This is a genomic window from Ornithinibacillus californiensis (assembly GCF_001038485.1).
In the GTDB taxonomy this organism is placed as follows: domain Bacteria; phylum Bacillota; class Bacilli; order Bacillales; family Amphibacillaceae; genus Ornithinibacillus; species Ornithinibacillus californiensis.
This window is the reverse complement of record NZ_LDUE01000061.1, coordinates 1-25,863: the sequence shown is the minus strand read 5'-3', so window position 1 is coordinate 25,863 and position 25,863 is coordinate 1. Positions and strand designations below refer to the sequence as shown.

The 25,863-nt window shown below is 37.4% G+C and carries 31 protein-coding genes and 1 pseudogene; 26 read left to right on the top strand and 6 right to left on the bottom strand.

Features of this window, described 5'->3' with window-relative positions:
- The first annotated feature begins 37 nt into the window (after positions 1–37).
- On the top strand, positions 38–1,528 hold the full coding sequence (gene glpK / locus TE34_RS16075; RefSeq protein WP_047985845.1) for a glycerol kinase GlpK: 1,491 nt from the start codon (positions 38–40) through the stop codon (positions 1,526–1,528).
- A 201-nt stretch (positions 1,529–1,729) separates the two neighbouring features.
- Positions 1,730–3,391 carry a glycerol-3-phosphate dehydrogenase/oxidase gene (locus TE34_RS16070; RefSeq protein WP_047985844.1) on the top strand — a complete coding sequence of 554 codons (1,662 nt, stop codon included), beginning with the start codon at positions 1,730–1,732 and terminating at the stop codon, positions 3,389–3,391.
- 79 nt (positions 3,392–3,470) lie between these two features.
- Here TE34_RS16070 and TE34_RS16065 read toward each other — a convergent pair whose 3' ends face one another.
- Positions 3,471–3,770, bottom strand: a complete 300-nt coding sequence (locus TE34_RS16065) for an S-layer homology domain-containing protein (RefSeq protein ID WP_047985843.1) — start codon at positions 3,768–3,770, stop codon at positions 3,471–3,473.
- On the opposite strand from TE34_RS16065, the gene TE34_RS21700 reads away from it, so the two are divergent.
- On the top strand, positions 3,738–4,205 hold the full coding sequence (locus tag TE34_RS21700) for an IS3 family transposase (protein ID WP_084710745.1): 468 nt from the start codon (positions 3,738–3,740) through the stop codon (positions 4,203–4,205). The genes TE34_RS16065 and TE34_RS21700 overlap by 33 nt on opposite strands.
- Before the next feature lie 56 nt (positions 4,206–4,261).
- Here TE34_RS21700 and TE34_RS16055 read toward each other — a convergent pair.
- Positions 4,262–4,988 (bottom strand): annotated as a pseudogene (locus TE34_RS16055) (DUF421 domain-containing protein).
- A gap of 384 nt (positions 4,989–5,372) precedes the next feature.
- Here TE34_RS16055 and TE34_RS16050 point away from each other — a divergent pair.
- From TE34_RS16050 to TE34_RS15985, 13 genes are all read left to right on the top strand, one after another.
- Positions 5,373–6,017, top strand: a complete 645-nt coding sequence (locus tag TE34_RS16050; RefSeq protein ID WP_047985842.1) for a hypothetical protein — start codon at positions 5,373–5,375, stop codon at positions 6,015–6,017.
- Between the two features lie 172 nt (positions 6,018–6,189).
- Complete coding sequence (locus tag TE34_RS16045; protein ID WP_047985841.1) at positions 6,190–6,813, top strand: TetR/AcrR family transcriptional regulator; 624 nt, start codon at positions 6,190–6,192, stop codon at positions 6,811–6,813.
- 14 nt (positions 6,814–6,827) lie between these two features.
- Positions 6,828–7,742: an ABC transporter ATP-binding protein gene (locus tag TE34_RS16040; RefSeq protein ID WP_047985840.1), complete on the top strand. Its 915-nt coding sequence runs from the start codon at positions 6,828–6,830 to the stop codon at positions 7,740–7,742.
- The gene (locus TE34_RS16035; RefSeq protein ID WP_047985839.1) at positions 7,742–9,343 is read left to right on the top strand and encodes an ABC transporter permease; all 1,602 of its coding nucleotides are present in this window, start codon (positions 7,742–7,744) and stop codon (positions 9,341–9,343) included. Before TE34_RS16040 ends, TE34_RS16035 begins: the two co-directional genes overlap by 1 nt.
- Positions 9,344–9,491: 148 nt before the next feature.
- Complete coding sequence (locus tag TE34_RS16030) at positions 9,492–9,830, top strand: zinc ribbon domain-containing protein YjdM (RefSeq protein ID WP_047985838.1); 339 nt, start codon at positions 9,492–9,494, stop codon at positions 9,828–9,830.
- A 16-nt stretch (positions 9,831–9,846) separates the two neighbouring features.
- A complete protein-coding gene (locus tag TE34_RS16025) occupies positions 9,847–10,341 on the top strand; it encodes a hypothetical protein (RefSeq protein WP_047985837.1) in 495 nt (164 codons plus the stop codon).
- A gap of 231 nt (positions 10,342–10,572) precedes the next feature.
- Entirely contained in the window at positions 10,573–10,788 is a 216-nt protein-coding gene (locus TE34_RS16020; protein ID WP_047985836.1) for a hypothetical protein, read from the top strand.
- Between the two features lie 88 nt (positions 10,789–10,876).
- Positions 10,877–11,212, top strand: a complete 336-nt coding sequence (locus TE34_RS16015; RefSeq protein ID WP_047985835.1) for a hypothetical protein — start codon at positions 10,877–10,879, stop codon at positions 11,210–11,212.
- Positions 11,213–11,363: 151 nt separating this feature from the next.
- The gene (locus tag TE34_RS16010) at positions 11,364–11,675 is read left to right on the top strand and encodes a hypothetical protein (protein WP_047985834.1); all 312 of its coding nucleotides are present in this window, start codon (positions 11,364–11,366) and stop codon (positions 11,673–11,675) included.
- Positions 11,676–12,192: 517 nt separating this feature from the next.
- Complete coding sequence (locus TE34_RS16000; protein ID WP_047985832.1) at positions 12,193–13,074, top strand: methyltransferase domain-containing protein; 882 nt, start codon at positions 12,193–12,195, stop codon at positions 13,072–13,074.
- Between the two features lie 30 nt (positions 13,075–13,104).
- Positions 13,105–13,929 (top strand): TIM barrel protein, encoded by an 825-nt coding sequence (locus tag TE34_RS15995; RefSeq protein WP_047985831.1) that lies wholly within the window; start codon positions 13,105–13,107, stop codon positions 13,927–13,929.
- A complete protein-coding gene (locus TE34_RS15990) occupies positions 13,929–14,309 on the top strand; it encodes a hypothetical protein (protein WP_047985830.1) in 381 nt (126 codons plus the stop codon). Before TE34_RS15995 ends, TE34_RS15990 begins: the two co-directional genes overlap by 1 nt.
- A 6-nt stretch (positions 14,310–14,315) precedes the next feature.
- Positions 14,316–14,834 carry a hypothetical protein gene (locus tag TE34_RS15985; protein ID WP_047985829.1) on the top strand — a complete coding sequence of 173 codons (519 nt, stop codon included), beginning with the start codon at positions 14,316–14,318 and terminating at the stop codon, positions 14,832–14,834.
- Positions 14,835–15,514: 680 nt separating this feature from the next.
- On the opposite strand, the gene TE34_RS15975 is transcribed toward TE34_RS15985, so the two are convergent.
- From TE34_RS15975 to TE34_RS15965, 3 genes are all read right to left on the bottom strand, one after another.
- Positions 15,515–15,841 (bottom strand): MazG nucleotide pyrophosphohydrolase domain-containing protein, encoded by a 327-nt coding sequence (locus TE34_RS15975; protein ID WP_047985827.1) that lies wholly within the window; start codon positions 15,839–15,841, stop codon positions 15,515–15,517.
- 115 nt (positions 15,842–15,956) lie between these two features.
- Complete coding sequence (locus tag TE34_RS15970; RefSeq protein WP_047985826.1) at positions 15,957–16,334, bottom strand: VOC family protein; 378 nt, start codon at positions 16,332–16,334, stop codon at positions 15,957–15,959.
- Between the two features lie 25 nt (positions 16,335–16,359).
- The gene (locus TE34_RS15965) at positions 16,360–16,785 is read right to left on the bottom strand and encodes a VOC family protein (RefSeq protein WP_047985825.1); all 426 of its coding nucleotides are present in this window, start codon (positions 16,783–16,785) and stop codon (positions 16,360–16,362) included.
- A 96-nt stretch (positions 16,786–16,881) separates the two neighbouring features.
- Between TE34_RS15965 and TE34_RS15960 the strand changes: the two genes are divergently transcribed.
- Positions 16,882–17,523: an RNA polymerase sigma factor gene (locus tag TE34_RS15960; RefSeq protein WP_047985824.1), complete on the top strand. Its 642-nt coding sequence runs from the start codon at positions 16,882–16,884 to the stop codon at positions 17,521–17,523.
- A 46-nt stretch (positions 17,524–17,569) separates the two neighbouring features.
- On the opposite strand, the gene TE34_RS15955 is transcribed toward TE34_RS15960, so the two are convergent.
- Complete coding sequence (locus tag TE34_RS15955) at positions 17,570–18,613, bottom strand: ATP synthase beta subunit C-terminal domain-containing protein (RefSeq protein ID WP_047985823.1); 1,044 nt, start codon at positions 18,611–18,613, stop codon at positions 17,570–17,572.
- Positions 18,614–18,946: 333 nt separating this feature from the next.
- On the opposite strand from TE34_RS15955, the gene TE34_RS15950 reads away from it, so the two are divergent.
- The 9 genes from TE34_RS15950 to TE34_RS15915 all read left to right on the top strand — a co-directional run bounded on the left by TE34_RS15950 (position 18,947) and on the right by TE34_RS15915 (position 25,824).
- Positions 18,947–20,446 carry a malate:quinone oxidoreductase gene (locus TE34_RS15950; protein ID WP_047985822.1) on the top strand — a complete coding sequence of 500 codons (1,500 nt, stop codon included), beginning with the start codon at positions 18,947–18,949 and terminating at the stop codon, positions 20,444–20,446.
- 88 nt (positions 20,447–20,534) lie between these two features.
- Positions 20,535–20,864, top strand: coding sequence for a CHY zinc finger protein (locus TE34_RS20800; RefSeq protein ID WP_084710744.1), 330 nt, complete (start codon positions 20,535–20,537; stop codon positions 20,862–20,864).
- 136 nt (positions 20,865–21,000) lie between these two features.
- On the top strand, positions 21,001–21,726 hold the full coding sequence (locus tag TE34_RS15940) for a DUF5694 domain-containing protein (protein WP_047985820.1): 726 nt from the start codon (positions 21,001–21,003) through the stop codon (positions 21,724–21,726).
- Between the two features lie 119 nt (positions 21,727–21,845).
- Positions 21,846–22,409 (top strand): hypothetical protein, encoded by a 564-nt coding sequence (locus tag TE34_RS15935; protein ID WP_047985819.1) that lies wholly within the window; start codon positions 21,846–21,848, stop codon positions 22,407–22,409.
- 165 nt (positions 22,410–22,574) lie between these two features.
- A complete protein-coding gene (locus TE34_RS15930; RefSeq protein WP_047985818.1) occupies positions 22,575–23,114 on the top strand; it encodes a sigma-70 family RNA polymerase sigma factor in 540 nt (179 codons plus the stop codon).
- Entirely contained in the window at positions 23,107–23,814 is a 708-nt protein-coding gene (locus tag TE34_RS15925; RefSeq protein WP_047985817.1) for a hypothetical protein, read from the top strand. Before TE34_RS15930 ends, TE34_RS15925 begins: the two co-directional genes overlap by 8 nt.
- A 63-nt stretch (positions 23,815–23,877) precedes the next feature.
- On the top strand, positions 23,878–24,276 hold the full coding sequence (locus TE34_RS15920; RefSeq protein ID WP_047985816.1) for a hypothetical protein: 399 nt from the start codon (positions 23,878–23,880) through the stop codon (positions 24,274–24,276).
- Positions 24,277–24,323: 47 nt separating this feature from the next.
- Complete coding sequence (locus TE34_RS21640) at positions 24,324–24,452, top strand: hypothetical protein (protein WP_269083194.1); 129 nt, start codon at positions 24,324–24,326, stop codon at positions 24,450–24,452.
- Positions 24,453–24,588: 136 nt separating this feature from the next.
- Positions 24,589–25,824 (top strand): IS256 family transposase, encoded by a 1,236-nt coding sequence (locus tag TE34_RS15915; RefSeq protein WP_047984673.1) that lies wholly within the window; start codon positions 24,589–24,591, stop codon positions 25,822–25,824.
- Positions 25,825–25,863: the final 39 nt, after the last annotated feature.

The window sequence follows — 25,863 nt, the reverse complement described above, 5'->3', positions numbered from 1 at the left end:
TCGGCTCTTCTTTACCTTTTAGAAAGGGAGAAATACCATGCAACAATATATACTTTCCCTAGACCAAGGGACAACGAGTTCAAGGGCAATAATCTTTGATAAAGAAGGAAATGTCGTAGCAACTTCCCAACATGAGTTTGAACAGTTTTTTCCAAAGCCAGGTTGGGTAGAGCATGATCCGAATGAAATCTGGACATCCGTCCTTGCGTGCATTGCAGACGCACTACGAAAAGCAGATATTTCACCTGCTCAAATTGCCGGTATTGGTATTACCAACCAAAGAGAAACAACGGTTGTTTGGGACAAACATACGAAAAAGCCAATCTATAAAGCAATCGTCTGGCAATCTCGTCAAACGGAGGAGATTTGTCAAGAACTTCGTGAACAAGGTTATAACGATACGTTTATTGAAAAAACAGGCTTGCTACTCGATCCATATTTCTCCGGTACAAAAGTAAAATGGATCTTGGACAATGTAGAAGGTGCGCGAGAAAAGGCTAATAATGGGGAGTTACTATTCGGTACAATTGATACTTGGCTCGTGTACAAGCTTTCTGGTGGCCGCGCGCATGTGACGGATTATTCAAATGCTGCCCGTACATTGATGTTTAATATTTACGATTTAGAGTGGGATCAAGAATTACTAGATATTCTAACCATTCCAACAAGTATGCTTCCTGAAGTGCGCCCATCGAGCGAAGTATATGCGGTGACAAAGGATTACCACTTCTTTGGCCATGAGGTACCGATTGCAGGAATCGCGGGTGACCAGCAAGCAGCGCTTTTCGGCCAGGCTTGTTTTGATAAAGGAATGGTAAAGAACACCTATGGAACCGGGTGCTTTATGTTGATGAACACTGGTGAGAAGGCTATCCAATCAAAACATGGATTACTTACCACTATCGCATGGGGTGTGGATGGAAAGGTAGAGTATGCACTGGAAGGAAGTATTTTTGTTGCAGGCTCTGCGATTCAATGGCTTCGTGATGGTTTACGGATGATTAGGGACGCTAAAGAGAGTGAGCTATATGCTGCCAAAGTAGAATCAACAGAAGGCGTATATGTTGTCCCAGCGTTTGTCGGATTAGGAACTCCTTATTGGGATAGTGACGCACGTGGTGCCATATTCGGTCTAACTCGAGGAACGTCCAAAGAGCATTTCATCCGAGCTACCCTAGAATCGTTAGCTTACCAAACTAGGGACGTCTTAGAAGCCATGGAACTAGACTCTGGAATTAAAACGAAAGTACTTCGAGTTGATGGTGGAGTGGTTAAAAATAACCTTCTGATGCAATTCCAAAGTGATATACTAGGAATACCTGTAGAGCGACCAGTTGTAAATGAAACAACGGCCTTAGGTGCAGCTTACCTTGCAGGACTAGCTGTAGGCTTCTGGGAATCAAAAGAAGAGATTGCGAAACAGTGGAAAAATGAACACACATTTACGGATGATTTCTCGAATGAAAAGCGAGATGAACTATACAAAGGCTGGAAAACTGCAGTTAGTGCGACAAGGATGTTTAAATAGTAACTTTTCAATTTCCAAATATAATGGTATACTAATTACAAGTTAATAAGTTGGCTGGAGAAAACCGAGAGACCATAGCACTCTTTATCTAGAAATAGATAGAGAGAAGTTTTGGTCTCTTTTTGTTTTTCTTTGGTAATTTCTTGAATACATGATAAAAACTTGATCCATAGGAAAAGTCAGGAAAGGACTGATTACAACATGAAATTTTCTAATGTGCAAAGAGATGAAATCAAACAAAATATGCAGAACAAGAATTTAGATATACTTGTTATTGGTGGTGGAATTACCGGTGCAGGTATAGCGTTAGATGCTGTTACTAGAGGGATGAATGTCGCTTTAGTGGAAATGCAAGACTTTGCTGCTGGGACTTCCAGCAGATCAACCAAATTAGTTCACGGTGGATTACGGTATTTGAAACAATTGGAGATTAAAGTAGTGGCTGAAGTGGGGAAGGAACGAGCAATCGTTTATGAAAATGGACCACATGTGACAACACCCGAATGGATGATGCTTCCGTTTTATAAAGGAGGAACATTTGGACCATTTACAACGAATATTGGTTTAATGGTCTATGACTTTCTTGCGGGCGTGAAAAAGACGGAACGCAGAAAAATGTTTAAACCAGATGAGGCAATTACTCGTGAACCATTATTAAACCCGACTGGAATGAAGGGTGCAGGGTACTACGTCGAATATAAAACAGATGATGCCCGATTAACTTTGGAAGTGATGAAAAAAGCAGTGGAAAAAGGTGCCTATTCGTTGAACTACATGAAAGTGACGGACTTCATTTATGAAGATGGAAAAGTAGTTGGCGTGAAGGTACTTGATTTGACCAATGATACAGAATCAGAAATCTACGCCAAAAAGATTATTAATGCTGCTGGCCCATGGGTAGATACGTTGCGTGAAAAAGATGGGTCCAAACAAGGGAAGTATTTGCATTTAACAAAAGGAATCCATTTAGTGTTTGATGGAAAACGATTCCCGTTGAAACAAGCAATCTATTTTGATACACCAGATAAACGAATGATTTTTGCTATCCCTCGTGATGGAAAGACTTATGTTGGAACAACAGATACGGTTTATGATGGAGAAATTGCCGAACCGCGAATGACGGTTGCGGACAGGGATTATGTTATTAAGGCGATTAATTATATGTTTCCATCTATCGGTATCACTGTTGCTGATGTAGAATCGAGTTGGACTGGATTACGTCCACTTATTCATGAAGAAGGGAAATCCCCTTCAGAAATATCACGTAAAGATGAAATCTTCGTCTCAGAATCGGGATTAATGTCCATAGCCGGTGGAAAATTAACTGGTTACCGAAAAATGGCTGAGGGTATCATAGACTTGGTTGCTAAGCAATTGAAGGAAGAAGAAGGTATTATCTATTCTGGGGCAAAGACAGAACATTTGCCGATTTCAGGTGGTGACGTTGGTGGCTCAAAAGGATTTGAAGTGTTTCTTAAGCAAAAACTAGTAGATGGACAGGCATTAGGACTAGATGCGACTACTGCAGAGCTGCTAATTAGACGTTATGGTTCGAATGTAGATGTTGTATTTGAAATCTATAAAAATAGTCGTAAAGTAATAGAAACTCACAACAATGATCCAATAATGTATGCCATGCTACGCTATGCTATTGATTATGAGCTAGCCTATAAACCGGTTGACTTCTTTATCCGCCGTACAGGTGCATTGTTCTTTGATATTCACTGGGTGATTGAGCATAAAGAAGCCGCAATCAATATTTTAGCAGACGAATTTGGATGGTCTTCAGAGCAGATAAATGAATATACGCTAGAGTTGGATAAGCAATTGGATGAAGCGAGAAATCCAGTGGTTGAGATATAGATTATAGGGTGACTTTAAAATATAATGAGGGGACTGTCCCTCTGTGAAGTAATTCACAGAGGGACAGTCCCCTCAGATTCTAATAATACAACCGATCCCCTCCCCCATGCTCATGAATAGCATGAGCCAAATCAAAGATAGATACAGCTATATCAGCATACGTCACTTCCCCTTTTGGCTTGAAACGATTATCTTCCGCACTTAATAACTGTAAGGAATCTGCTAAAGCAATATACCCTGTAAATTCCTTCTGAATGTTATAGGCGTCGCTAAAATGTAGCTTATAAATCGAATGATTTTTCACTGCTGTCTCAAGTCCTAATGTACGAACATACCAAACAGCTAGCTGTTCACGAGTGAGTTTTTCCGGAATGGCCAAAAAGCTTATTTATCATATGTTAAAGATGGGTGTACAAAGGCAATTATTGCACACTATTTATCTACCAATCTAGAAATGAGTATTGTTTATAAAACATTAGAACACCTGGATCAAAACACCGGTATTATCAAACCAAATTCTATCTTATATTCAGATCAGGGGGTCCACTACACAAATCCAGAGTTTCAAAAGAAAGCGAAAGAATTGAAGTTAACACAATCCATGTGCCGTAAGGTAAATTGTTGGGATAATGCCCCTATGGAGTCACTTTTTGGACACTTTATAGATGAAGTAGAATATAAACATTGTCGGAATTTTAAAGAATTACAGCAAGTTGTGGATTCTTATATTGATGTATACAATAACCGACGGTATCAATGGGGGTTAGAGAAAATGACTCCGGTACAATACCGGAATCATTTACTAGCTGCATAAGTATCCCTTTTTATTAATGTCTGATTTTAGGGTAGTAGTTCTCTGTCCCCATGTCCCTAGTGTTTAATCGCTGGTATAGTCATCAGGTTTTCTTCGTATAAAGAGACTTGTAATTCCAGATATTTATTAATGGAAGCAAAGAAGACTTCTTCTATGTCCATAATATCTCGTTCTTTAAGTTGTTTTTTAATCCACCCTTCATCTAACCCCAAATCACGAAGAACATCGGAATAGATTTCTCCTTCTACGATAACAGGGAAAGTGAGCTTTGAAGTTGTTCGGACAATGTCCATATCCTCTAGTGTTACCGAGCTTTTAAGTGGTTTCTTCCAGTACACTAATCGCTCCATTTGACTCAACGATGGCGATTTCTACTTCACTAATATCAAAGACATCTTTTTCCCTTAGCATTTGCAGAACATTATCAATGGAGTAGCGAATTCTTTTTAAGTTGCCTTGTAGAATGACGCCATTTTGTACGACAATGGTAGGTTCAAAGGTTAGTAATCTTCCTACCTTTCGATTAGAGATTTTCCACTTTGCAACGACTTTCTGAAGTAATGCAATACCAACAATAGCAACAGCAGTAGGAAGATGATGAATATTAGGGTCAGCAATATCTGCACCAACAACTGCCCCGAGCGTTACGATAATTAAAAAGTCAAAAACAGGCAGCTCCCCTATTGCACGCTTTCCCATAAATATCGTAACGATTAATAACAACGGTAGAATAGTAATGATTCTACCTAGAATGACGGCCATTTCTTTTAAGAATTCTATCATAAATATACCACGTCCAAACTAATGAAATTCTCTTAACATCGTTGCCAAGTTCCTATTAATCAATACCTGATAGAGGAATTATGCTTCATGCTGGATTGGTTGTATCTTGCAAAGTTAAGGGCACATGTCACTAGGTTCGGGAGCATCTTACTTGGTTTAGGGCACATCTTGCTAGGATCGGGAGCATCTTACTTGGTTTAGGGCACATAACGCTAGATTCGGGAGCATCTTACTTGGTTTAGGGCACATCACACTCAGGTACGGGTACATCTCACCCGAGATTAGTCATATCTGCAAAGGCGCCAGAGTCCGCAGCATAATAACTGGCTGAAGTAATGGTATAATATTCAAGTTATTATAATTCAACGATGAGGAGAACCAATCATGAGTAACATAACCTTCATTCTATTAGCCTCAGGGGTAGCTGCATTTATTATTTTTATTCTAGTAATCTTAGTTAAAAAGGAAAACAAAATTACGTTTCCTACCGTGAGCATCCTGCTAATTAGTTTGATACTCGTTACGGGGAGTCTAGTAAATACATTGCTGGAGATTAATGTTTTCGAAAGCAACACCGCTAGTACTAAAGAAGAACCTACTAATGTAGTAGAAAAGAATGAGCCAAAAAGTGAGCAACCGAAGCAATCACAGGAAGTGGAAAGTGAAGAAGAGCAGGTGGTTCAAGAACCATCTCCACCAGTTTCCAATGAATCAGAGTTTCAAAGAATGGCAAGGGAATTAGTAGAAATAGAAATGGCCAAGCAAGTGGGACTAAAGGAATGGGAAATTACGGAAAATGAAGTAACGTCCGATCAAGAGGTCTATAATATTTCAGATTATGATAAGCCAGAAGGCGATATGCGAATCGTTTGGGTTTCAGGAAACGTTCAAGCAACCACGGAAGAAGATAACATTACTGGGAATGTCGGATTCGAACTGGAACTCTACCAAATGAAAGGCGAAGATACCTGGTACATAGGAAATCATTGGGGTGCCTTAATTAGTTTGGAGCTAACAGAATACCAATAAGGAGAAAGGGTTGTCTATAGCTTTTATAGACAACCTTTTTATTTTAGGTATAGCCGGTGAAAAAATAGACTACCACCTATTGACCACCCTGGTCTAATCTGTTATATTCAAATCGACCATGCTGGTCTAAAGTGATGAAAAGCTACATAACCTTTACTAAAAGGAGGGGTTCCTGATAACAACGTCATTTAACAACTTAGATATTGAAAAGCAAAAACGAATTATAGATGCAGCGTTGGAAGAGTTTGCTGCGAATGGTTATGAGAAAGCCTCTACGAATCAAATTGTGAAAAATGCTGGAATTGGGAAGGGCATGCTCTTTTACTACTTCCAGAATAAGAAAGAACTATATAACTACCTAGTGGATTACTGCTTAGATGTGACAACTACAGAATTCATTAATCGTATGGATACGTCGGAACCTGACTTTATCGAACGGCTAAAGTATATTGCGAGAATAAAAACGGACTATCACCTAAAACACCCTAACGTACTGAACTTTTTAGGTAGTGTTTTTATTAACGAAGGAGGATTACCGGATAACTTTAAGAAGCGGCATGCAGAAATCATGATGCTAGGGAATTCAAAACTCTATGACAATATTGATACTTCACTATTTGGTAATGACATAGATACAGAGAAGGCGTTTAAATTGATTCAGTGGTCGATGGAAGGCTATCAAAATGAGTTAATTGCCCGATTAAAGAGCCAAAGCTTAGCAACGGTCAACTTTGATCCATATTGGGATGAATTTTATGACTATATAGAAGTATTGAAAACAGTGTATTACAAATAAGGGGAGGGAAAGCGATGAGTGTCTTACAAGTTAGTAATTTAACAAAGCGGTTTGGAAAGTTTACGGCATTAGATGGTGTGAATTTAGAAGTCCATGAAGGGGAAGTGTTTGGGTTTATTGGGCCGAATGGTGCCGGTAAATCAACAACGATTCGCGTATTGCTTGGTATTCTAAAAGCTACCAGTGGGGAAGCAACAATCTTTGGTAAGGATGCTTGGAGTGATGCGGTTGAGATTCACAAACGAATTGCTTACGTACCTGGGGATGTCAATCTTTGGCCGAACCTAACTGGTGGAGAGGTTATTGATTTATTTGTCAAACTCCGTGGCGGAAATAATATAAGCAAGCGGGAAGAATTAATCGAACGCTTTGATTTAGATCCAACGAAAAAATGTCGTACCTACTCTAAAGGAAATCGTCAGAAGGTCGCGCTTATTGCAGCGTTTTCTTCAGATGCCGATCTGTATATTTTGGATGAACCTACATCTGGACTAGATCCACTTATGGAACAAGTCTTTCAGCAATGCGTGTTCGAAGCTAAACAAGCAGGTAAAAGTGTCCTTCTATCGAGCCATATTTTATCCGAAGTGGAGAAGCTTTGTGACCGTGTTGGTATTATTCGTCAAGGCAAAATGATTGAAACAGGTTCATTGAAAGAGTTGCGCCATTTAACTCGTACGAACTTCTTAGTGGAAACGAAAGAAACGATTGCGGACCTTGATGGTCTATCCGGCGTTCATGATATAGAAGAACGGGATGGAGCCCTTTCCTTCCAAGTGGATACAGAGGACCTAGATGCAGTTATTAAGCATGTGAGCCGATTTGGAATTGTGAAATTTGAAAGCTCCCCACCAACGCTAGAAGATTTGTTCATGCGTCATTATGAGGAGAAGGAGCAAACGGAGACAGGAGCAGGGGGGAATTCCTAATGGCGGATACAGTGTATAAGGGAACCGGTCGTCTATCTCGATTAATCATTCGACGAGATCGGATCCGTATTCCGATATGGCTTATTGGTATCAGCTTCTTTACCCTTATCGTTCCGGGAGCATTTACCGAATTATATAGTAGCCAAGAGCAACGAGATGTAATGGCACAAACAATGGAAAACCCTGCCATGGTTGCGATGGTAGGACCTGTTGATATAAGCAACTATACGCTTGGTGTCATGACAGCACATCAGATGGTACTATTGACGGCAGTGGTTGTTGGGTTAATGAGTATTTTACTTGTCACTAGGCATACCAGAGGTGATGAGGAAAATGGCCAGACGGAAATGGTTCGTTCGCTGCCAGTTGGCAGACTTTCTACGTTAAATGCAACCTTACTCGTTAATACGTTGACGAATATCTTATTGGCTCTCATTATTGGGTTAGGATTATTCTCGCTAAATATTGAGAGTATGGATCTAGAAGGATCTTTATTATATGGAGCAACTTTAGGGGCAACGGGGATTGTTTTTGCTGGGGTAACGGCAGTATTTGCTCAGCTTTCGGAAAGTGCACGAGGGACGATTGGTTTTTCCATTGCCTTTCTTTTAATTGCTTATATCGTACGAGGAATAGGTGATGTGAGTAACGAAGCGCTAAGTTGGGTATCGCCTCTTGGATGGGTAGTACAAACGGAGATTTATGGTGCGAATAATTGGTGGCCGATTCTGTTGATGCTAGGCTTTTCTATCTTACTATTTATGGTAGCAAACTATTTAAATAGTATTCGAGATTTAGAGGCAGGATTATTACCAGCAAAGCCGGGTAGAAAAAATGCATCCGCCTTTTTACAGAGTCCAATCGGTCTTGCGTTCAGATTACAGCGCACCGGAATTATCTCCTGGGCAGTTGGTATGTATGTTTTAGGCGTATCCTATGGTTCTATCTTAGGCGATATTGATTCCTTCTTTGAAGGAAATGACATGATGAAGCAGATGTTTGTGACCGAAGCGGGTTATTCGGTGACGGAACAGTTTGTATCAATGATTATGATGGTCATTGCCATTATTGCAACCATTCCACCAGTGATGGCGATGAATAAATTATATGCCGAAGAGAAAAAAGGTCGGTTGAGCCATTTGCTTGCGAGAGCTGTTTCTAGAACGCGCTTGATGGTCAGTTTTTTCGTTATAGCTGCCATTAATGCGTTTGTCATGGTCTCACTAGCTTCGATTGGTCTCTGGAATGCAGCTGTAGCTACGATGGATGATCCATTTCGTTTTGGAAGTATGTATCAGATGGGGATTGTCTATTATCCAGCAATGCTAGTTATGATCGGTGTTGCAGTATTACTAATTGGCATTAGTCGAAAGTTAACTAGCTTTATTTGGCTCTATGTGTTCTATTCCTTTATCGTGCTGTACATGGGAGCATTATTCCAGTTCCCGGAGTGGGTGGGCAAACTTACCCCATTTGGACATATTCCACAGTTACCGATGGATGAGTTAACATGGATGCCAATGGTTCTATTAACTGGAATTGCAGCTATTTTAACCGTGATTGGTGTCATTGGGTATAACAGAAGAGATATAGAAGGATGATGGAAAAGCCTCGAACTTTGAGATAGAAGTTTGGGGCTTTTTGTTAGGAAGCAGAGACAATTCTGTGAAATGGATTTATTTTACAATCCTAAAGGTGTAGTATAGAAGCATATAGCTTAGTTGCAGCAACTGAAGGAGGAAATAAAACATGAGTAATTTACCTAATTGCCTGAAATGTAATTCAGAATATACCTATGAAGATGGGACGATGCTTGTTTGTCCAGAATGTGGACATGAGTGGATGTTGAATGAAGAAGCAGACAGTAGCGATGAGAAAGTTGTAAAAGATGCAAACGGAAATGTTCTACAGGATGGGGATAATGTAACGGTTATTAAAGACCTGAAAGTAAAAGGTAGCTCATCAGTGTTAAAACAAGGGACAAAAGTGAAAAGCATTCGCTTGGTCGATGGGGACCATGAAATCGATTGTAAGATTGATGGTTTCGGCCCGATGAAATTGAAATCGGAATTTGTGAAGAAAATATAGGGTAGGTTAACGATTGATGAATAAATATGATGAATTTATAAATATTGCCAAAAAGCTAAATGAAATGGAAATCATTCCATTATTAATGGGCTCCGTTGGTTTAGAGCTCGTGACAGAAAAGAGCTGGGGTGCTCAGGATTTAGATATTCATATTCCTGGAGATGAGCGAGGGTGGGAAGTGCCACCTGAATTATCGATCCATAACTGGGATGACATTGTATCGATCATGAATGATATGGGTTATACACTAATTGATTTGCATGAACATGAGTTTTCCAAGAATGGTTTATCTGTAGAATTTGGTATTATGGACACACTGCCAAGCTTTGCTGGGGTGCCGTTAGAGGATTTAGTTATCCATGAAAAAGATGGCGCGAAGTACTACCTATTAAGTGTGGAGCAATACCTATCTGTCTACGAAGCGTCATCAAAGGATAGCTACCGAGCAGATAACAATAATAACAAAGATGTGAAGAAGATAGAATATTTGAGAAGTTTACTAGTTAAATAAGGATCCTTGTGACTAGCTATAACAAGTAACAGGGGTGAATGAAAGGGGTGCTATTTGCATCCCTTTTTTATCGGAATTAATAATATAATTGCCGAGGTTGTGTTAGTATTGAATAGTAATTAGATTATTTTGTCTATTTCGGGTGTAGGTGATTGAGTGTAGAGTTTGTGAATAAATGTACTTAAATTAACGGGGTAGAAGAGTTGAATAACATTTAAGGGGGTATGATTTTTGAATAGGCGGGCAATAACGTATTATATTTTAGGTATTCTTATTTTATTGGTAAGTACACCTTTAGGTCATAGCTTAGTTAATATCGTATATCTAAACAAGAATTTAACTGGAGTATATGTGCCAATCCTAAATGGTTTTATCCATTCGTTAATGCTAATTGGTATCTTGGTGTTTAGTATTGGAATAATTACTTACATAAAAGATAAACAATAGTTATTGTATTAAAGGGTGCATTACTGCAAATAGAGTATTGCCCTTTCAAATAACGGAGCGATAATGTCAAGAAGAGGGTTGGTAATCTATGAAAAGAAAACGAATTAAAATCTTCTTCACTATAATCATTATACTTTTTCTAACCTTATCTTTATCAAGACCTTCTCCCCAGACATTCAATAAGTGGTTAGTGGATAAATATGATATAGAGTGTATTGGGGATAAATGTTTATACATGAATTATCAGGAAAAAATTGTACACAGAACTATAAAAGATTATATCTTGATCAATAAGATGGGCATTATCCTTGAAGATGAAGAAGGGCGTAGAACTTTAATTGAAGGAATCGGGATATTTGGAACCTTTATTCCATTTACATTCAATCCTGGGTATAGTCCGTTTATCGATATATATAAATATTAAATTTATGAAAAAGCTTCTCTTATTAGCGTAGAACGCTTGGGTTCTTTGAGTATTGGTATAAAAGATCAATAACGAATCATCAGGTTTCAAGTCTCTTATTAAACGATAGCTAAATTATCTGTATATAAGTAGCAGGTGAGGAGGTGGAAAAATGAAATCGAAAAAATCACTTATTATATCTGCAATACTTTGTCTCCTTCTTCTTGTGTTAGTCTTCGGAAGTCTTAAACAGTCCTCGATATATAATTTTCCAGTACCAATAATTGCTCAAATTGATGAAAAACATTCTGAAAATAGTATCTCATATGACTTCTATGGGATTAACACTCTCTATGTTCAACATGTGAAATTATTCGGTTGGAAAGAGATAGACAGATTAGGCTCTAAAAAGATATTTGAAAAAGATGGAAATAAGGTTTCGGTAATAACATATAAGGATGGGCTTACAATACATGCTGAATAATACCATTACTAACGGGAGATTATCTGCAGTATGCAATAGTTCAACAAGGCGGTCATTAATGATCGTCCTTTTTAGTAAGGCAGGTTTGAAGAAGGACTTTCGCTGATGGTATAGAATTAATTAAAATACAAAACTTTCTGTCATTATAAACGTACGACTTATTAGGTTATATCTCACCAGAGTTTAATATTCAACAAATAAATGATGGGAGGGGTGTATATTGGGCATAAGTAAAAAACTTATTAAACTACTTTTAGTAATTATAATGATTGCTTTGGTAATTAGTTCATTTCTGCTAATTATCTTAGGTCATTATACTTCGGGTATTATCGTAGGTGGAATATTTATGTTTTTAGCCAACTTTGTAAATTGGTGGTTCTCAGATAAAAATGAAGAATATGTTTATAGTAATATTTACGAACATAACAGAGATAGATGGAATAAGTGATGGAATAAATGTTATGAAATACACAGATGCCTTTCGTGTGTATTCTCGAAGTAGGATAGGGGGATTTAATTGGAGGAATATTATTGGGACACGCAACTAGAATACCTCAGAAAAACAAGAGATTTGTATTATAACGATGACTATCTAGAATTCTTAGTAAATAACGTTTGGAAGATTACTAGACCTGTTCACATGATTGATTATGGTTGTGGGTATGGATATTTGGGACTTAAGTTACTGCCGCTTTTACCAGAGGGATCCAAATACACAGGTGTAGATAAAGGGGAACAACTTATTAACCAGGCGAAAGCGTATTTTCAAAGACTTCCGTATGAAACAGAATTCATAGTAGCGGATACGAACGAGTTAGAATTAGAGAGCAAGTATGACATTGCTGTATGCCATGCTTTTTTATTGCATATGTCTGAACCAAAAAGAATGCTACAACGAATGGTAGATTCTGTTGTTAACGGTGGAAAGATAATTTGTTTCGAACCACATTGGATTTCAGGTATGTCCTCCTATGAACTACAAGGAAGTGCACAATCGGAAATTGTGCCACTTGGTATTCTACAGAAGTTATTCGAAACAAGTGTAAAGGAATCAGGTATGGATGGCAATATTGGGGCGAAAATACCGGGGTATCTATCTGAATTAGGGTTAGAGAACATAGAATGTAGAATTAGTGATAAGGTGAACTTCCTAAATCCTGATCAGGCTCAACAAGAGAAGCAAAGATTGTATGATTCGCTAAAGGGTGATGGAATAGGTGGTGCACCTGTCAATGAGGAGGCATTTCTAGAAAGATTGATTAGACGTGGCGTTACCTCTGAGGGGGCAAAGGAACAATATGAAGCTGAACTACTTTTTTCACAACTATTTACTATCGATTCCTCTTTCGCATATTCCCCCAGCATGAAAATTACTTTTGGAGATATAAAACGGAAATAGAATTCTCATAGAAAGAGGGGAGGTATATTTATGCCTAATTATGTAGGTCTCTCAGGAAGTGTGATTTTGTCGGCCCCTGATAAATTCCACTTGTTATTTAAGAAGAATGTGGAACATATAGAGATTGGTGAATTTCCTAGCAAAGAGTCTTTTGACGCTTTTCTGAAATTATTAAAAACTAGTGATAAGTCATTCGGTTTACATTCCCCTTTGTTTAGAAATCAAAGCAAATATGACTTGTTGGAGAAGGTACAATACGAGCCCGACCAAGCTTGGGAACAGTTTGAAAAAGAGGTTGAACACATGTCTCGGTTAGGGGCGGAGTACATATTAGTACACTTTCCATATTTCAAGGGAGAGAAAAAAATAGAGACGAACGATATGATTGAAAGCGGATTAAGAAAGCTGCAGGTTTTGCAGGAGAAATATTCTATCCCTATTGTCTGTGAACCTAAGCTTGGTCAACATATGTCTACATTTGGAATAGAGTCTCTTGATCAATTTCCTGTTGAGGTATGGGATAAATACGGAATAAACCTCTGTATTGATATAGGCGACTATTTACTAGCGACTAAAGATAGAGCATTAGATTATATGGTGAAGTGGAAAAAGTACATCAAAGTGGTTCATTTACATAATGTGGAATTTCAAGGTGATAAATACATCTGGATACCGGTTCACCCCTCTCATGAAAGTGATGGCATGCATTTTAATGTGGAGGAGATAATTAAAGAACTTGCATCAAATACAGGTATTTACTTTGTTTTTGAGCATACCCCACACTCTAATCCAACAGAACAGTTTGTTGATGAAGGCATTAAGTGGGTAGCAGAAATGATTGGAGGTCAGCATTGATGGCTACAAATAAGAAACCACTAAAAGATTGGATAGCTTTCTTCGCCTTACTTGCGATTATATTAGGCGGAGCCTTGTATTACGTGTATTTCCTTACACCTAAGAATTCCTTAGAGTTGTATCAAGAATTGGCATTTGCGGATAGTTTTGAGGATGTACAAAAGCATTTGTTGGAAGGTTATGAGGGTAATTTTTCTGAAGAAGACTTTAACTATATTCAGAATAACTCTGCCGATTGGATTGGGCAATTTACGATATTTGATTATGATGGCAAGTCTTATGTAGTGATGACTTCACCAGGAACAGAGCGATTAAAAATCCTTGCGGTAGAGGAATTACCAGAAGATATGAGGGCTTTCTTTTCAGGGCTGTCTGAATAAGAAGGCTTGTTAAAAGAAGAGTGCTTTAATAACGAACAGAAGTATATGGATTATTGGTATCCTATCTGTCATCTTATTAATTTCCTTGTTATACGTGATGGAGCGGATAGAACAGATAAGTTTGATGACCTGAGTAAGTATATGTATGAATTAGAGGTTGAGGACCCTTTAGTAGTCATCTCTTATTATTTAGGGCAGCAGTCACATGAAGAAGTAGATTGGGATGCCAGAAACATCCGCGAAGACCTTATTCCGTTGATTGAAGACCTAAATAGAGGCATAACGAATATAGGTCATCCGTCTATTCAAATTGTTCCTGAGGAAACACTTTTACTACTTCAAGACTTTCAAGGAAGTGTTATGACCATACATAAGAGTCTTCTTAAAGAAGATCCATTAGAAGAGCAAACGAAAGAAGCTATTACGGAGCTTTCCAGATCCGTCTATTTGTGTAAAGTGGATGAGGTTAATAAAAGTTGGAAGCAAATCTATACAGAAGTGGAATGTGTGAACGAGTTGAATTAACTAGCTAGCGGGAAGGGCAATGCTATTTGACGACTTGAACCAATTTATTACGAGTTTACTCTTTTGGTGGGCATTCTTACTGATATTTCAAAGGTTATACAATCGTTATCCACAGAAAAACCCTTGGAAAAAAGATATTATACTTACATTGGTGCAGAGTTTAGTTTTATTGCTTATTGCAATGCCTGTTTTAGCTATGATCCTTAGATTGTGTGGTTAAGTTTTGAAAAAAACTAGTGGTTACTGGGTTATTGGAAAGAATGCTTGAATAAGGGGGCTTAAAATGGAAGGCGAAGAGAAAAGAAAGCTATATATATAGATTGACCATCTAAAAAGAGAACAAAAAAGGTTTAAACTTAGGGTTAGTGTAATTGCAAACTTATTCATACCGGGAATAGGCTTTGTTATATACGGTAGTGGCATATTAAAAGGTTTACTAACCTTTATTCTTTTTCTGTCCTATAACTTATTTTACTTTCTTGTCATTCTTAATAATACGGATGCGGGTGGAGCTGTTTTATACTATGTTCCATCAGTAGTAATTTGGTTAGTAAGTGCAATTATGGTTGCTGGTTTAGATGACTGAGTTTTACTATTTGAGTCACCTTCACTCTTCAAAGAGGACAAGGGGTTAGTCCCTTGTCCCACACCAATAATAGTACTTTCTAAGTTTGATAGTTTTATTCCCTTTGTAGTTTTAAGTATTCCTCTAAATTTGGAGATTGATTATATTTAAGTGCGGCTTGTTTATCTTTAGTAATAATTGCTTCGGTTAAATCAATCTGATTAATGCTCGCAATAGCCACAGCATAATGGATTACATCAACTAATTCTTTTTCTAAAGACGCAGTTCCTGTATTTGCCTTTCGCCCTTCTAACTGGTTAAGCACCTCTGCTACCTCACCAATTTCTTCTACTAGTTTCATAAACAATGAAGATGAAGTGCGTCCTTCTGTATATTTAAGTGCTAGGTAATTCTGTAACTCATGAAATGTTAATTGCTTCATTTGTATCCTCACTTTTATTATTTATTGAATATAAATTAGCAATGCACCTTTATTGGTAATGCATTGGATATCAACAAGGAGAAAAGGAATGCAAAGGCTGTATCCCTTTTAACCCTTAAACCTGCACTTCACTCATCAACGCATGCGTATTATCTTCTGTATCTTTAAAAAAGGCCATCCAAGTCTCGGTTTGTCCAACCTTTGCCACAAGATGTGGTTCATCCACAAAAACAACCTCTTTATCCACAAACTCTTGATAAGCCTTTTCTATGTCGGCAACTTGAAAATATAGAATCGAGCTAGCGTTGGCGAATTCCTCTGTTTCAGGTAGACTTAGCAGTAGCCGCACGCCATTACAATCGAAGAATGCTAGGTTACCAGTATTGAATAATAGCGGTAGACCTAGTTTCTCTTTGTAAAAATGAACAGCTCTCTCGAAATCTTTAACTGGAATACCGATTTGCCCGATTTTTTGTATTGTAGTAGTTTCCAAGAAAATTCCCCCTTTAGCTTTAGTATTAAACCTTCACATCTGCCTCTTGCATCTTCTTCACTTCATCGGAATGATAAGGTGAACCTTCCACTTCATTCACGACACTAAATGGATTTCCATCTGGATCGAAGAAGTCAAAGAACTTCATCCCATTAAAGTCATCGATTTCACTGACGACAACGTCATTGTCCTGCAACTGGCGATGGGTCGCTTCGATATCTTCCACGATAAAATTAAAATAACAATTCTTCTGATTCCCCTTAATTACAAACTCTGTTGGTTGAGGAGACGCTACTTCTACTAAAGCCATCTGAGCGGAGCCAATAGGGAAGTAAAACCCAGCACCCTCTCCCCAACTATCAATCTTCTTCACCCCAAGGTTTTTCTCATACCATTCGGTAGACTTTTTAAGGTCTGTAACAGGAATAAAAACTCCTCCGACTTTAAACATTATGTTTTCCTCCTTCAAATGAAATTCCTACTTATAACGTATATAATAATATAAAAGTTACATGAAAAATAAAAAAATTGTAAAAAGGTGTATGACATGATATTCGATGAACTAGAATTACAAATTCAAAAGCTATATAAATATTGCTTAACATTAACCAGATCATCTTGGGCTGCGGAAGACCTCGTCCAAGAGACCATCCTAAAGGTCTACCGATTGAAACAAACAGACCCCAACCGAACGTTCTCATATTCATTTCTATGTATAGTGGCGAAAAACCTTTTTATTGATGAAAAAAGAAAGCAAAAAGAGCAAATCAATTTCCTAGAAGATGTGTATGGAGAAGAAGATAGTAGGTTAGAGTTAGATAGTTTGCTAGAGGTTTTATTTTCATCGTTACCGTTAAAACAAGCGATGCTCGTCACATTGAAGGATGTGTTTGGGTATACGACGAAGGAGATAGCCGCGATGCTACGGGTGAGCAATGAAGTAGTTAAAACAACCTTACATCGTTCTCGGAAAAAGTTACAAACAAAAGCAAGTTCCACGGACTTACCGCCGTATGAGATTATTCCCGCACTTTCAGCTGCAATTAAACAATCTAACCCGATGAAAATATTTTACTATTACCGGCTGTTAGAGGCACAAAACTATCAACTAAGAAGGGAGTCTGGTCAGTCCGTCTTTCATGTAATTGATCCAGATGGAAATATTTTAGAAATACAGTCTAGAAATTAGAAAATGAGGTATTACTCCCACCGTAACACCTCATTCTACCCCTATTCTAGAGTGTTCCAATATACGTCATTTCTTTAGGGGCGATTGCATCAGCTCCACCATCTAATATCTTGCGAATATCATTCAGAGTAGAAGTAAGATCTACCGATTCTCCTTCTATTCCGGAATATTCTTTCGCAATATAGAATGGCTGAGTTAAATAGGCCTCTAACCGTTCACCGCGGTGATACGTTTCCTGATCCGAAGCAGGAAGCTTTTCCAAACCTCTAACAGATACGATAGATCGCAGCTCACGGTAGCGGCGTAGTAGTTTTCTAGCTCGTTGCTGGATATGGAGATGATTCTGGTCTAGGTGTGCGCCTTCTAATACAGACGAAGTAGAAAAGATTGGGTTGATGGCTGGGAAGCTGTGGCGTGCTGCAAGGTCTGCATCAAAGTATAATAATGTTTCTAACGGACCGTATGGTAGGTCTTCGTCTACAATCTCCCCTTTTAGGTCTAACAGTAAAGTTGTCACTGTTTTCACGGGTACGTCTTGTATACGGTCTTGTAGCTCGAATATTTCTCCTGACAAAACATGAGAACGATCTGCCGTGAAAATAACATCCTTCTCTGCTCCTAAGGAAGTAATTTTTTCATATGCTTCTTCAATTGAGTCAACGATAACATCGACATGGTCAGTAATGTTATTTACTTCTGGGTGGTCTCCTTCTGGCTTTAATAACACGGATGCATACCCTTCTTGCTTCAGTCTGTAGTACAACTCAGCAAGTAAAACCAGCTGTCCCATTCCTGGACGAGCCACTAAACCGACCGTACCACCCTTCGATATCGGAGCAAATAAATCAACCGTTTTAATCTTCGTTTCAATCATCTCTACAGCTTCCCCCTTTAGAATCAATTCATCTAAACTACATTGTGCTAATGACGCTAATGCAACTAACGTTTTTACTTCTGCGCGCTCAATTGGAATTTTTCCTGTACAAAGGTTAGAGACAGTAGCGGGACGTAATCCAACTGATTTCGCTGCACTTGTAAGATTTGGTACTCTTCTGCGTAGTAATGAAACATTTAATCGGATATTTTCCATAATTTTCTTCACCCCCTTACTTTGTATAGTAATACATATTACGTTGAAATGCAATAATTAATTACTTTGAAAAGTAATTATTTTTACCCGAGCGGCAAAAAGGGCTATTCCAAAGGGATAAAAGGTGCTATTTATTATTAATTGTTCCCTTTAATTCTAGCTAAACTAGTAGTCCAAATTCTGGATAGCCATTTAATAGTATTCTCAAAATAAATCTGATAAACTAGTAATATGTTATAATGGATACAGAAAATAAGTACGATTAGGCTGTACCATAATGATTGGTGCTCCTTAAATCGTATTTTTCACTTCTAGAAGATAGGGATGGGGAAAATGAGCAACAATGACAAGAAAACAGATGTTATCTTAATTGGTGCTGGTATTATGAGTGCAACATTGGGCTCGTTATTAAAGGAACTAGTACCTGAGTGGGAAATTACCGTGTTTGAACAATTGGATAAGCCAGGTGAGGAAAGTTCGAATGAGTGGAATAATGCGGGAACGGGGCATGCCGCATTATGTGAGCTTAATTATACTCCTGAGAAACAGGATGGTTCGATCGACATAACGAAAGCGATTGCAATCAATGAGCAATTTCAACTTTCTAGACAATTCTGGTCTTACCTTGTAAACCAAAAGTTAATTCACAATCCACAAGAGTTCATCATGCCATTACCACATATGAGTTTGGTACATGGAGAAAACAATGTGGAATTTCTTAAGAAAAGATTTGAAGCGCTATCAAACAGTCCGCTGTTTAAAGGAATGGAATTCTCGGATGATCCAGAGAAGTTAAAAGAATGGATTCCACTCATTATGGAAGGTCGTAAAGCAGAGGAAGCATTAGCTGCTACGAAGATTGATTCCGGTACAGATGTCAATTTTGGTGCGTTAACACGTACGTTATTTGATCATTTACAGGAAAAGAATGTAAAAGTTAACTATAAGCATAGTGTGAAGAACATGAATCGTACAAGTGACGGTTCATGGGAAGTAAAGGTGAAAAATCTTGAAAGCGGAACCGTTGAGCGTCATACTGCTAAATTCGTATTCCTTGGCGCAGGTGGTGGAAGTGTCCACTTGCTACAGAAATCTGGTATTCCAGAAGGCAAAGGTATTGGCGGATTCCCTGTAAGTGGATTGTTCTTAGTATGTAACAATCCAGAAGTAATTGAAAAACATCAGGCGAAAGTTTACGGTAAGGCTAAGGTAGGTGCGCCTCCTATGTCCGTACCGCATTTGGACACCAGATATATTGATAATAAAAGATCATTATTATTTGGACCATTTGCAGGCTTTTCACCTAAGTTCTTAAAAACAGGCTCATATTTAGATTTATTCCTTTCAATTAAACTCCATAATATCATCAACATGATTGGCGGAGGATTGAAAAATCTCGGGTTAACCAAATATTTGATCCAACAAGTCTTATTATCGAAAGAAAAACGTATAGAAGAATTGCGTGAATTTATCCCTGATGCGAAGAGTGAAGACTGGGATATCGTCGTTGCAGGCCAGCGTGTACAAGTAATTAAGGAAACAGAAGCGGGCGGTAAAGGAACACTTCAATTCGGTACCGAAGTGGTTAATGCTGCGGACGGATCGATTGCTGCATTACTTGGTGCTTCTCCAGGAGCATCCACTGCGGTAGATGTTATGCTTAAAGTGTTATCCAGATGCTTCCCAGAAAGAATGCCAGAATGGGAACCGAAGATTAAAGAAATGATTCCTTCTTATGGTATATCACTAACAGAAAATCCAGAGCTTGCACAAGAATTATTAAACGAAACAGCACAAACATTAGGTTTATCATCGACCCTACAACAAGGATAAAGCTACACCCCAGAAGTTAGTCTTAACTTTTGGGGTGTTTTTGGTTCGGAAGATTCAATCGAAAAGTGTGTTATGTGTGATGAGGGGGATGAAGATGAAAGTCTATGGAAGCGTTGTGGATAGTGAAACACGTTGTACACATTACTATTCGGAAAAAGATATTATTGCTATTAAGTTTAAATGCTGTAATCGCTATTATCCTTGCTATAAATGCCATGAAGAACACGCGGATCACAATATTGAACGCTGGCCACGTCAACAGTTTGACGATTTTGCCATCCTATGTGGTAGCTGTCACACAGAGTTGACGATTCACCAGTATATGGATACAGCTAACTGCCCTCATTGTCAGGCATCCTTTAATGAGGGATGCAGTGCTCATTATCCTATTTACTTTGACACTTCCTTTGAAAAGTAAAAGGGAATTAGTTGGGCACCTGTAGTTGCTAAATGAATTCATAGTGAATCAAACGTACAAGAAGGAAGGTTTTCTCATTAATAGAGGGCCTAATTAGTGAAATAACATTCAAAAATCTTAATTGGAGTGATTCTTAATGAAACCAAAAGTATTAGTTTTAGGAACACACCACATGAATCCAACTGAAGATATGGTACAAATTAACGGGTCGGAACTACTTCCAGAAAGAGAAAAGGAGATAAGGGAACTTTTAGAAAAATTTAAGGTTTATCAGCCTACGAAAGTGGCTGTCGAAGTGGAAGTGAAAGAACAAGAGCGTATCGATCAAGAATATCAACAATATATGCTTGACCAATTAACACTACCAATCAATGAAGTGTATCAAATTGGTTTTCGTTTAGCCAAAGAGATGAACCATAAGAAAGTACATGCTATTGATTGGATGGAAATACTCCCTGGACAACGGGCTTATGGAGAGGTAATGAATTGGGCAGAGGAGCACCAACCAGACATGTATAAGTATCTTGTAGAAGATTTAATTCCACGGAATGATTATCAAAGTGAAGGGTTATCCTTATTAGAGATGTATCGAAAATTTAATGACCCTGAACAGATAGTACGAAATCATGAAATTTATATGCACCTTGCCCGAATAGGAAAGGGACAAGATTATGTTGCTATGGACTGGTTACGCTGGTGGTATCAACGTAATTTAATAATTTATACCAATCTTACAAGATTAGTAAAGCACGAGAATGATCGGATTTTCTTAATAATTGGTTTTGATCATCTTCATACGGTTAACCAATTTTTAGAGGAATCTAATATGTTCGAAGTTGAATATACAGGAAGATATTTATGACTTAATAATTGTTAACAACATCAATAACAATAGTATTCACTTTGCTGAATGTGTTATTCAACTAAAGGAGCAGTAGAGTCGAACATGACTATGTTAGTATTGGATTTGGAGGTGTAATTTTGAATCAAAAGTTAAAAGTTATTTTTAAATGTGTACCTTTGATCTTATTAACATTTATAATAAGTGCTTGTAGTGCAAGCGAAGAAAAGGATATTGTTTTTATTCGACATAACTTAGATGATTATAGTGCTAACACAGTACCTTTTGAGGAAGGCATTGAGTTTACTTTAACTACAGAAGAGATACTTAGAGGTGTTGAAGAACCTATGTTACTTGAAAAAGTCTATGACACTGAAATACACCTTGTCCAAGCACAAGAAAGGCAAATTCAAAAGAGTAATTATGTAATTCAAGTAGGGTTAGATAGTGAATTACAACAGGAAGGAACGATGCTTAGTCTTTTCCGTTTAAATAATGATTATTCACATTCCAGAGAATTAGAATTTGAAGTATCTAATGAAGAAGGTGAAAGTGGAAACTTTGGTCACGGTGGTGGTGATGGTGATGCACCATATAACCAATCTTTCCATTTTGACGCAGATAAGGAAGAACTATTAAAAGGAGAAAAGTGGACCTTTAAGGTTAGTGGACTTTATCTATTAAAATACAGTAAAGTGAACTAAATATAGTATGCAAGAGTTCAATAAGGGATCATCTAGTGTAGAATTTTTTTAGTAATAGCTAATAGCTCAACAGAAGTGCGTTAATTCAAAAGAATTAGCGCTTTTATATTTTATGGGAACCAAACCTAATTAACTGTCGTCTATTGGGGTGGAAGGGGGAAGAAAATGAAAAGGGAATTAGTAAATTCTGAAGAGATTAAGATCCAAAAAGTTGAATCATTGCTTAATCAGTATGGAACTGAATTAAAACGGATTGCTTATCTCTATGTTAAAGACCATTCCCTCACTGAAGATATTTTACAAGAAGTATTTATTTCTTGTTATAAGCAAATGGACTACTTCAGGGAGGAAAGCAGCCATAAAACTTGGTTAATTAAAATTACAATTAACAAATGCAAAGATGCATTAAAAAGATGGAGTTTTCGAAATATCATTTACAAAGAAAATTTGGATTCGAGTTTAGTAGAGACAAGAACACCAGAGTTTCATACCGTTTCAAAATTAGATGATATACAATTAGCAAAACATATTTTAGCTTTGCCTATAAAGTTCCGAGAAGTTATTATTCTATTTTATTATCAAGAGCTGAGTATAGAGGAGATAAGTCTTCTTCTCGATTTAAAAAGTAATACAGTAAAAACGAGACTTCATAGAGCAAGAACAAAATTAAAAGATTCATTGGAAAGGAGTGGGTTGAATGGATGAAAAATTAAAATCAGTGAGAGAAACATTAAAACAAACAGTCCTTCTCGATGTCACTGTTTCACAAGGTGAAAAGAAAAAAATAATGAATTCCTTAACTAAGAAAGAGAAGAAACGTATTCCTTATGCATATTACTTCTCCTTTGTGGGTGTTGTAGCAATATTATTTATCTTGCTAATTCCAACTATATCTGAACAACTTAATACAACTTCCAGTGTTATCAAGTCAATTGAAGACCAGATAATTGAAGAAATAGGTACTGAGGTATTTATACCAGAATTTACTGATTACCCAATTTTATCGGCAGAGATTATATATCCTCCAATAGGTGATAAAAGAGATTTGGTAGTTGTATACTCTAAGGAAAAGGGCATATTGCAAAACAAAGAATACATCAAACAACACGAAGAAGATACGAACTCAAGAGTACTATATGGAATTTATAATGGAGAACCACATTGGCTTTTTAGAATAACTTATAACACATCTAAAATCAATGTAAGTGATAGTGTTGATACTATGACTATAAATGGTATTGATGTTCAATATACTAAAGTTAATATTGGTAATTCTAATATGCTTATAGCTCATTTTAATGTTGGAAAAGGTTCATATACCACTGAATTTACACTTACCGAGAATATAACAGAGGATAGAGCATTTGAAATTATAGAAACAATTACAAAAGAAAACAACTCATAAAATTAAGTCCATCTGGAAAGTAATACATCACCGTCTTATTTTATTTCTAAAGGAGGAGTGTTGATGTTTAATAGAAAAGTGTTACCGGTTGTTTTACTTTTAGCAATGGCAATGGTAGCTTGTAGCAATCAAGCTACACCAAAAGAACCAGAAATTGTTCTTGATAACCCAACTCCTGAAGAAATTTTAGCAGATAATGAGAATGCAGATATATTTGTCATAAATGGTATTGTATATAGTAACGCTGATCATATTGAATGGGTTAATGAAAAAGAATTAACTTTAGGCGAGGAAGTTGGCGAGATTAAGAAACAGACTAGTAATAGCGATGAATTTGAGAATTACTCAGCAACTTTATTGCCAGTTGGAACTAAAATATACCAGCCTGTAGAAAAAGGTGACATCTATATAGTAAGGGTAGATGGTAAGGAAATTAGATATTTAGGATTGAGAGAAGGATAACTCAAATAAATTAAGCATAAAGAGAAACATTATTGGGGGGAGTTTTGTTGTTATTTTTTATTGGCTTTGTCTTAATAATATTTATACTTCTAACGATAGAATCACATCTGAAAAAGGGAACTAAACAAAATGAGGAAATAATCGAATTGTTAAAAGAGATAAAGGAAAAGCAATGAAATTACGTTTTTAACGGTTATTAATATAGCGGGAGTGTAATATAAACTGTGTAAGTAAGAGAGCGTACGGCTCTTACTTCGCAGTTTATTTTTTTATTGTTACACTATAACTATATAAATTGGGGAGTTGTTTATAATGGCGAAATCTAAACGTGATCCGAAATCAGTAGAATTAGCTAATAGAATTATAGAACAATACCAACCAGAGTCCGTACAAGACATGCAGAATGCTTTAAAAGACATATTTGGCCCTATGTTTGAAGCGATGTTAAAAGGAGAGATGAACCATCATCTTGGTTATGACTCAAACGATAAAGGGGAAAAAGTCACAGATAATCGCAGAAATGGTTATGGAAAGAAAACCTTGAATACGAGTTCTGGAGAAGTAGAAATTGAAGTGCCTCGAGATCGTGACGGCTCTTTTGAACCGAAGATTATTCCTAAGCGTAAAAAAGATGTATCTGAGATTGAGGATAAGGTTATAGCTATGTATGCCAGAGGGATGTCTCAGCGGGACATTTCTTCTACCATTGAGGACATTTATGGTTTTTCTGTATCTCATGAAATGGTTTCTGATATCACAGATACTGTGCTGCCTGACTTAGAAGAGTGGCAAAGTCGTCCATTAAATGACTGTTATCCTTTTGTTTTTGTGGACTGCATGTACACAACCATTCGCAATCAATATGAGACAAAGAAGTATGCTGTGTATACCATTTTAGGTTATACCATGGAGGGAAAAAAAGAAATTCTTGGTCTATGGTTAAATGAAACAGAAAGTAAGCATAAATGGATGCAAATCTTTGATGAAATAAAGGCTAGAGGGGTCGAAGATATCTTCTTTATTTCTATGGATGGCGTATCTGGTTTGGAGGAAGGTGCTCGCTCCATATTCCCTGATGTCATCGTTCAACGATGCATTGTACACTTAATTCGTAACTCCATTAAATACGTACCAAGCAAGGACTACAAGGCATTCACAGCCTCTTTAAGAAAGGTTTATGGAGCTCAAAGCCTAAAGGCCTGTCAAAGTACATTTGAATCCTTCAAACAACAATGGTCTGCCTATCCAGGAGCTATTGATGTTTGGGAACGCAACTTTGAACATGTAGAACAATTATTTGACTTTGGTAGTGCAGTTCGACGAATTATGTACACGACTAACGCAGTGGAAAGCATCCACTCCAGTTTTAGAAAAGTAACAAAAAAAGGAGCATTCCCCAACGAGAATGCCCTACTTAAAGTCCTATATTTACGAGTTAAAGAACTAGAAACCAAATGGGAAGGTGGACATGTCCATAACTGGTCTCTAGCCATGAATCAGCTATTGATGGATGACCGATTAAAGGAAAGGGTACTCAAATATATCTAAGTGTGTGATCCCAACTTACACACTTTATTTGACAAACCC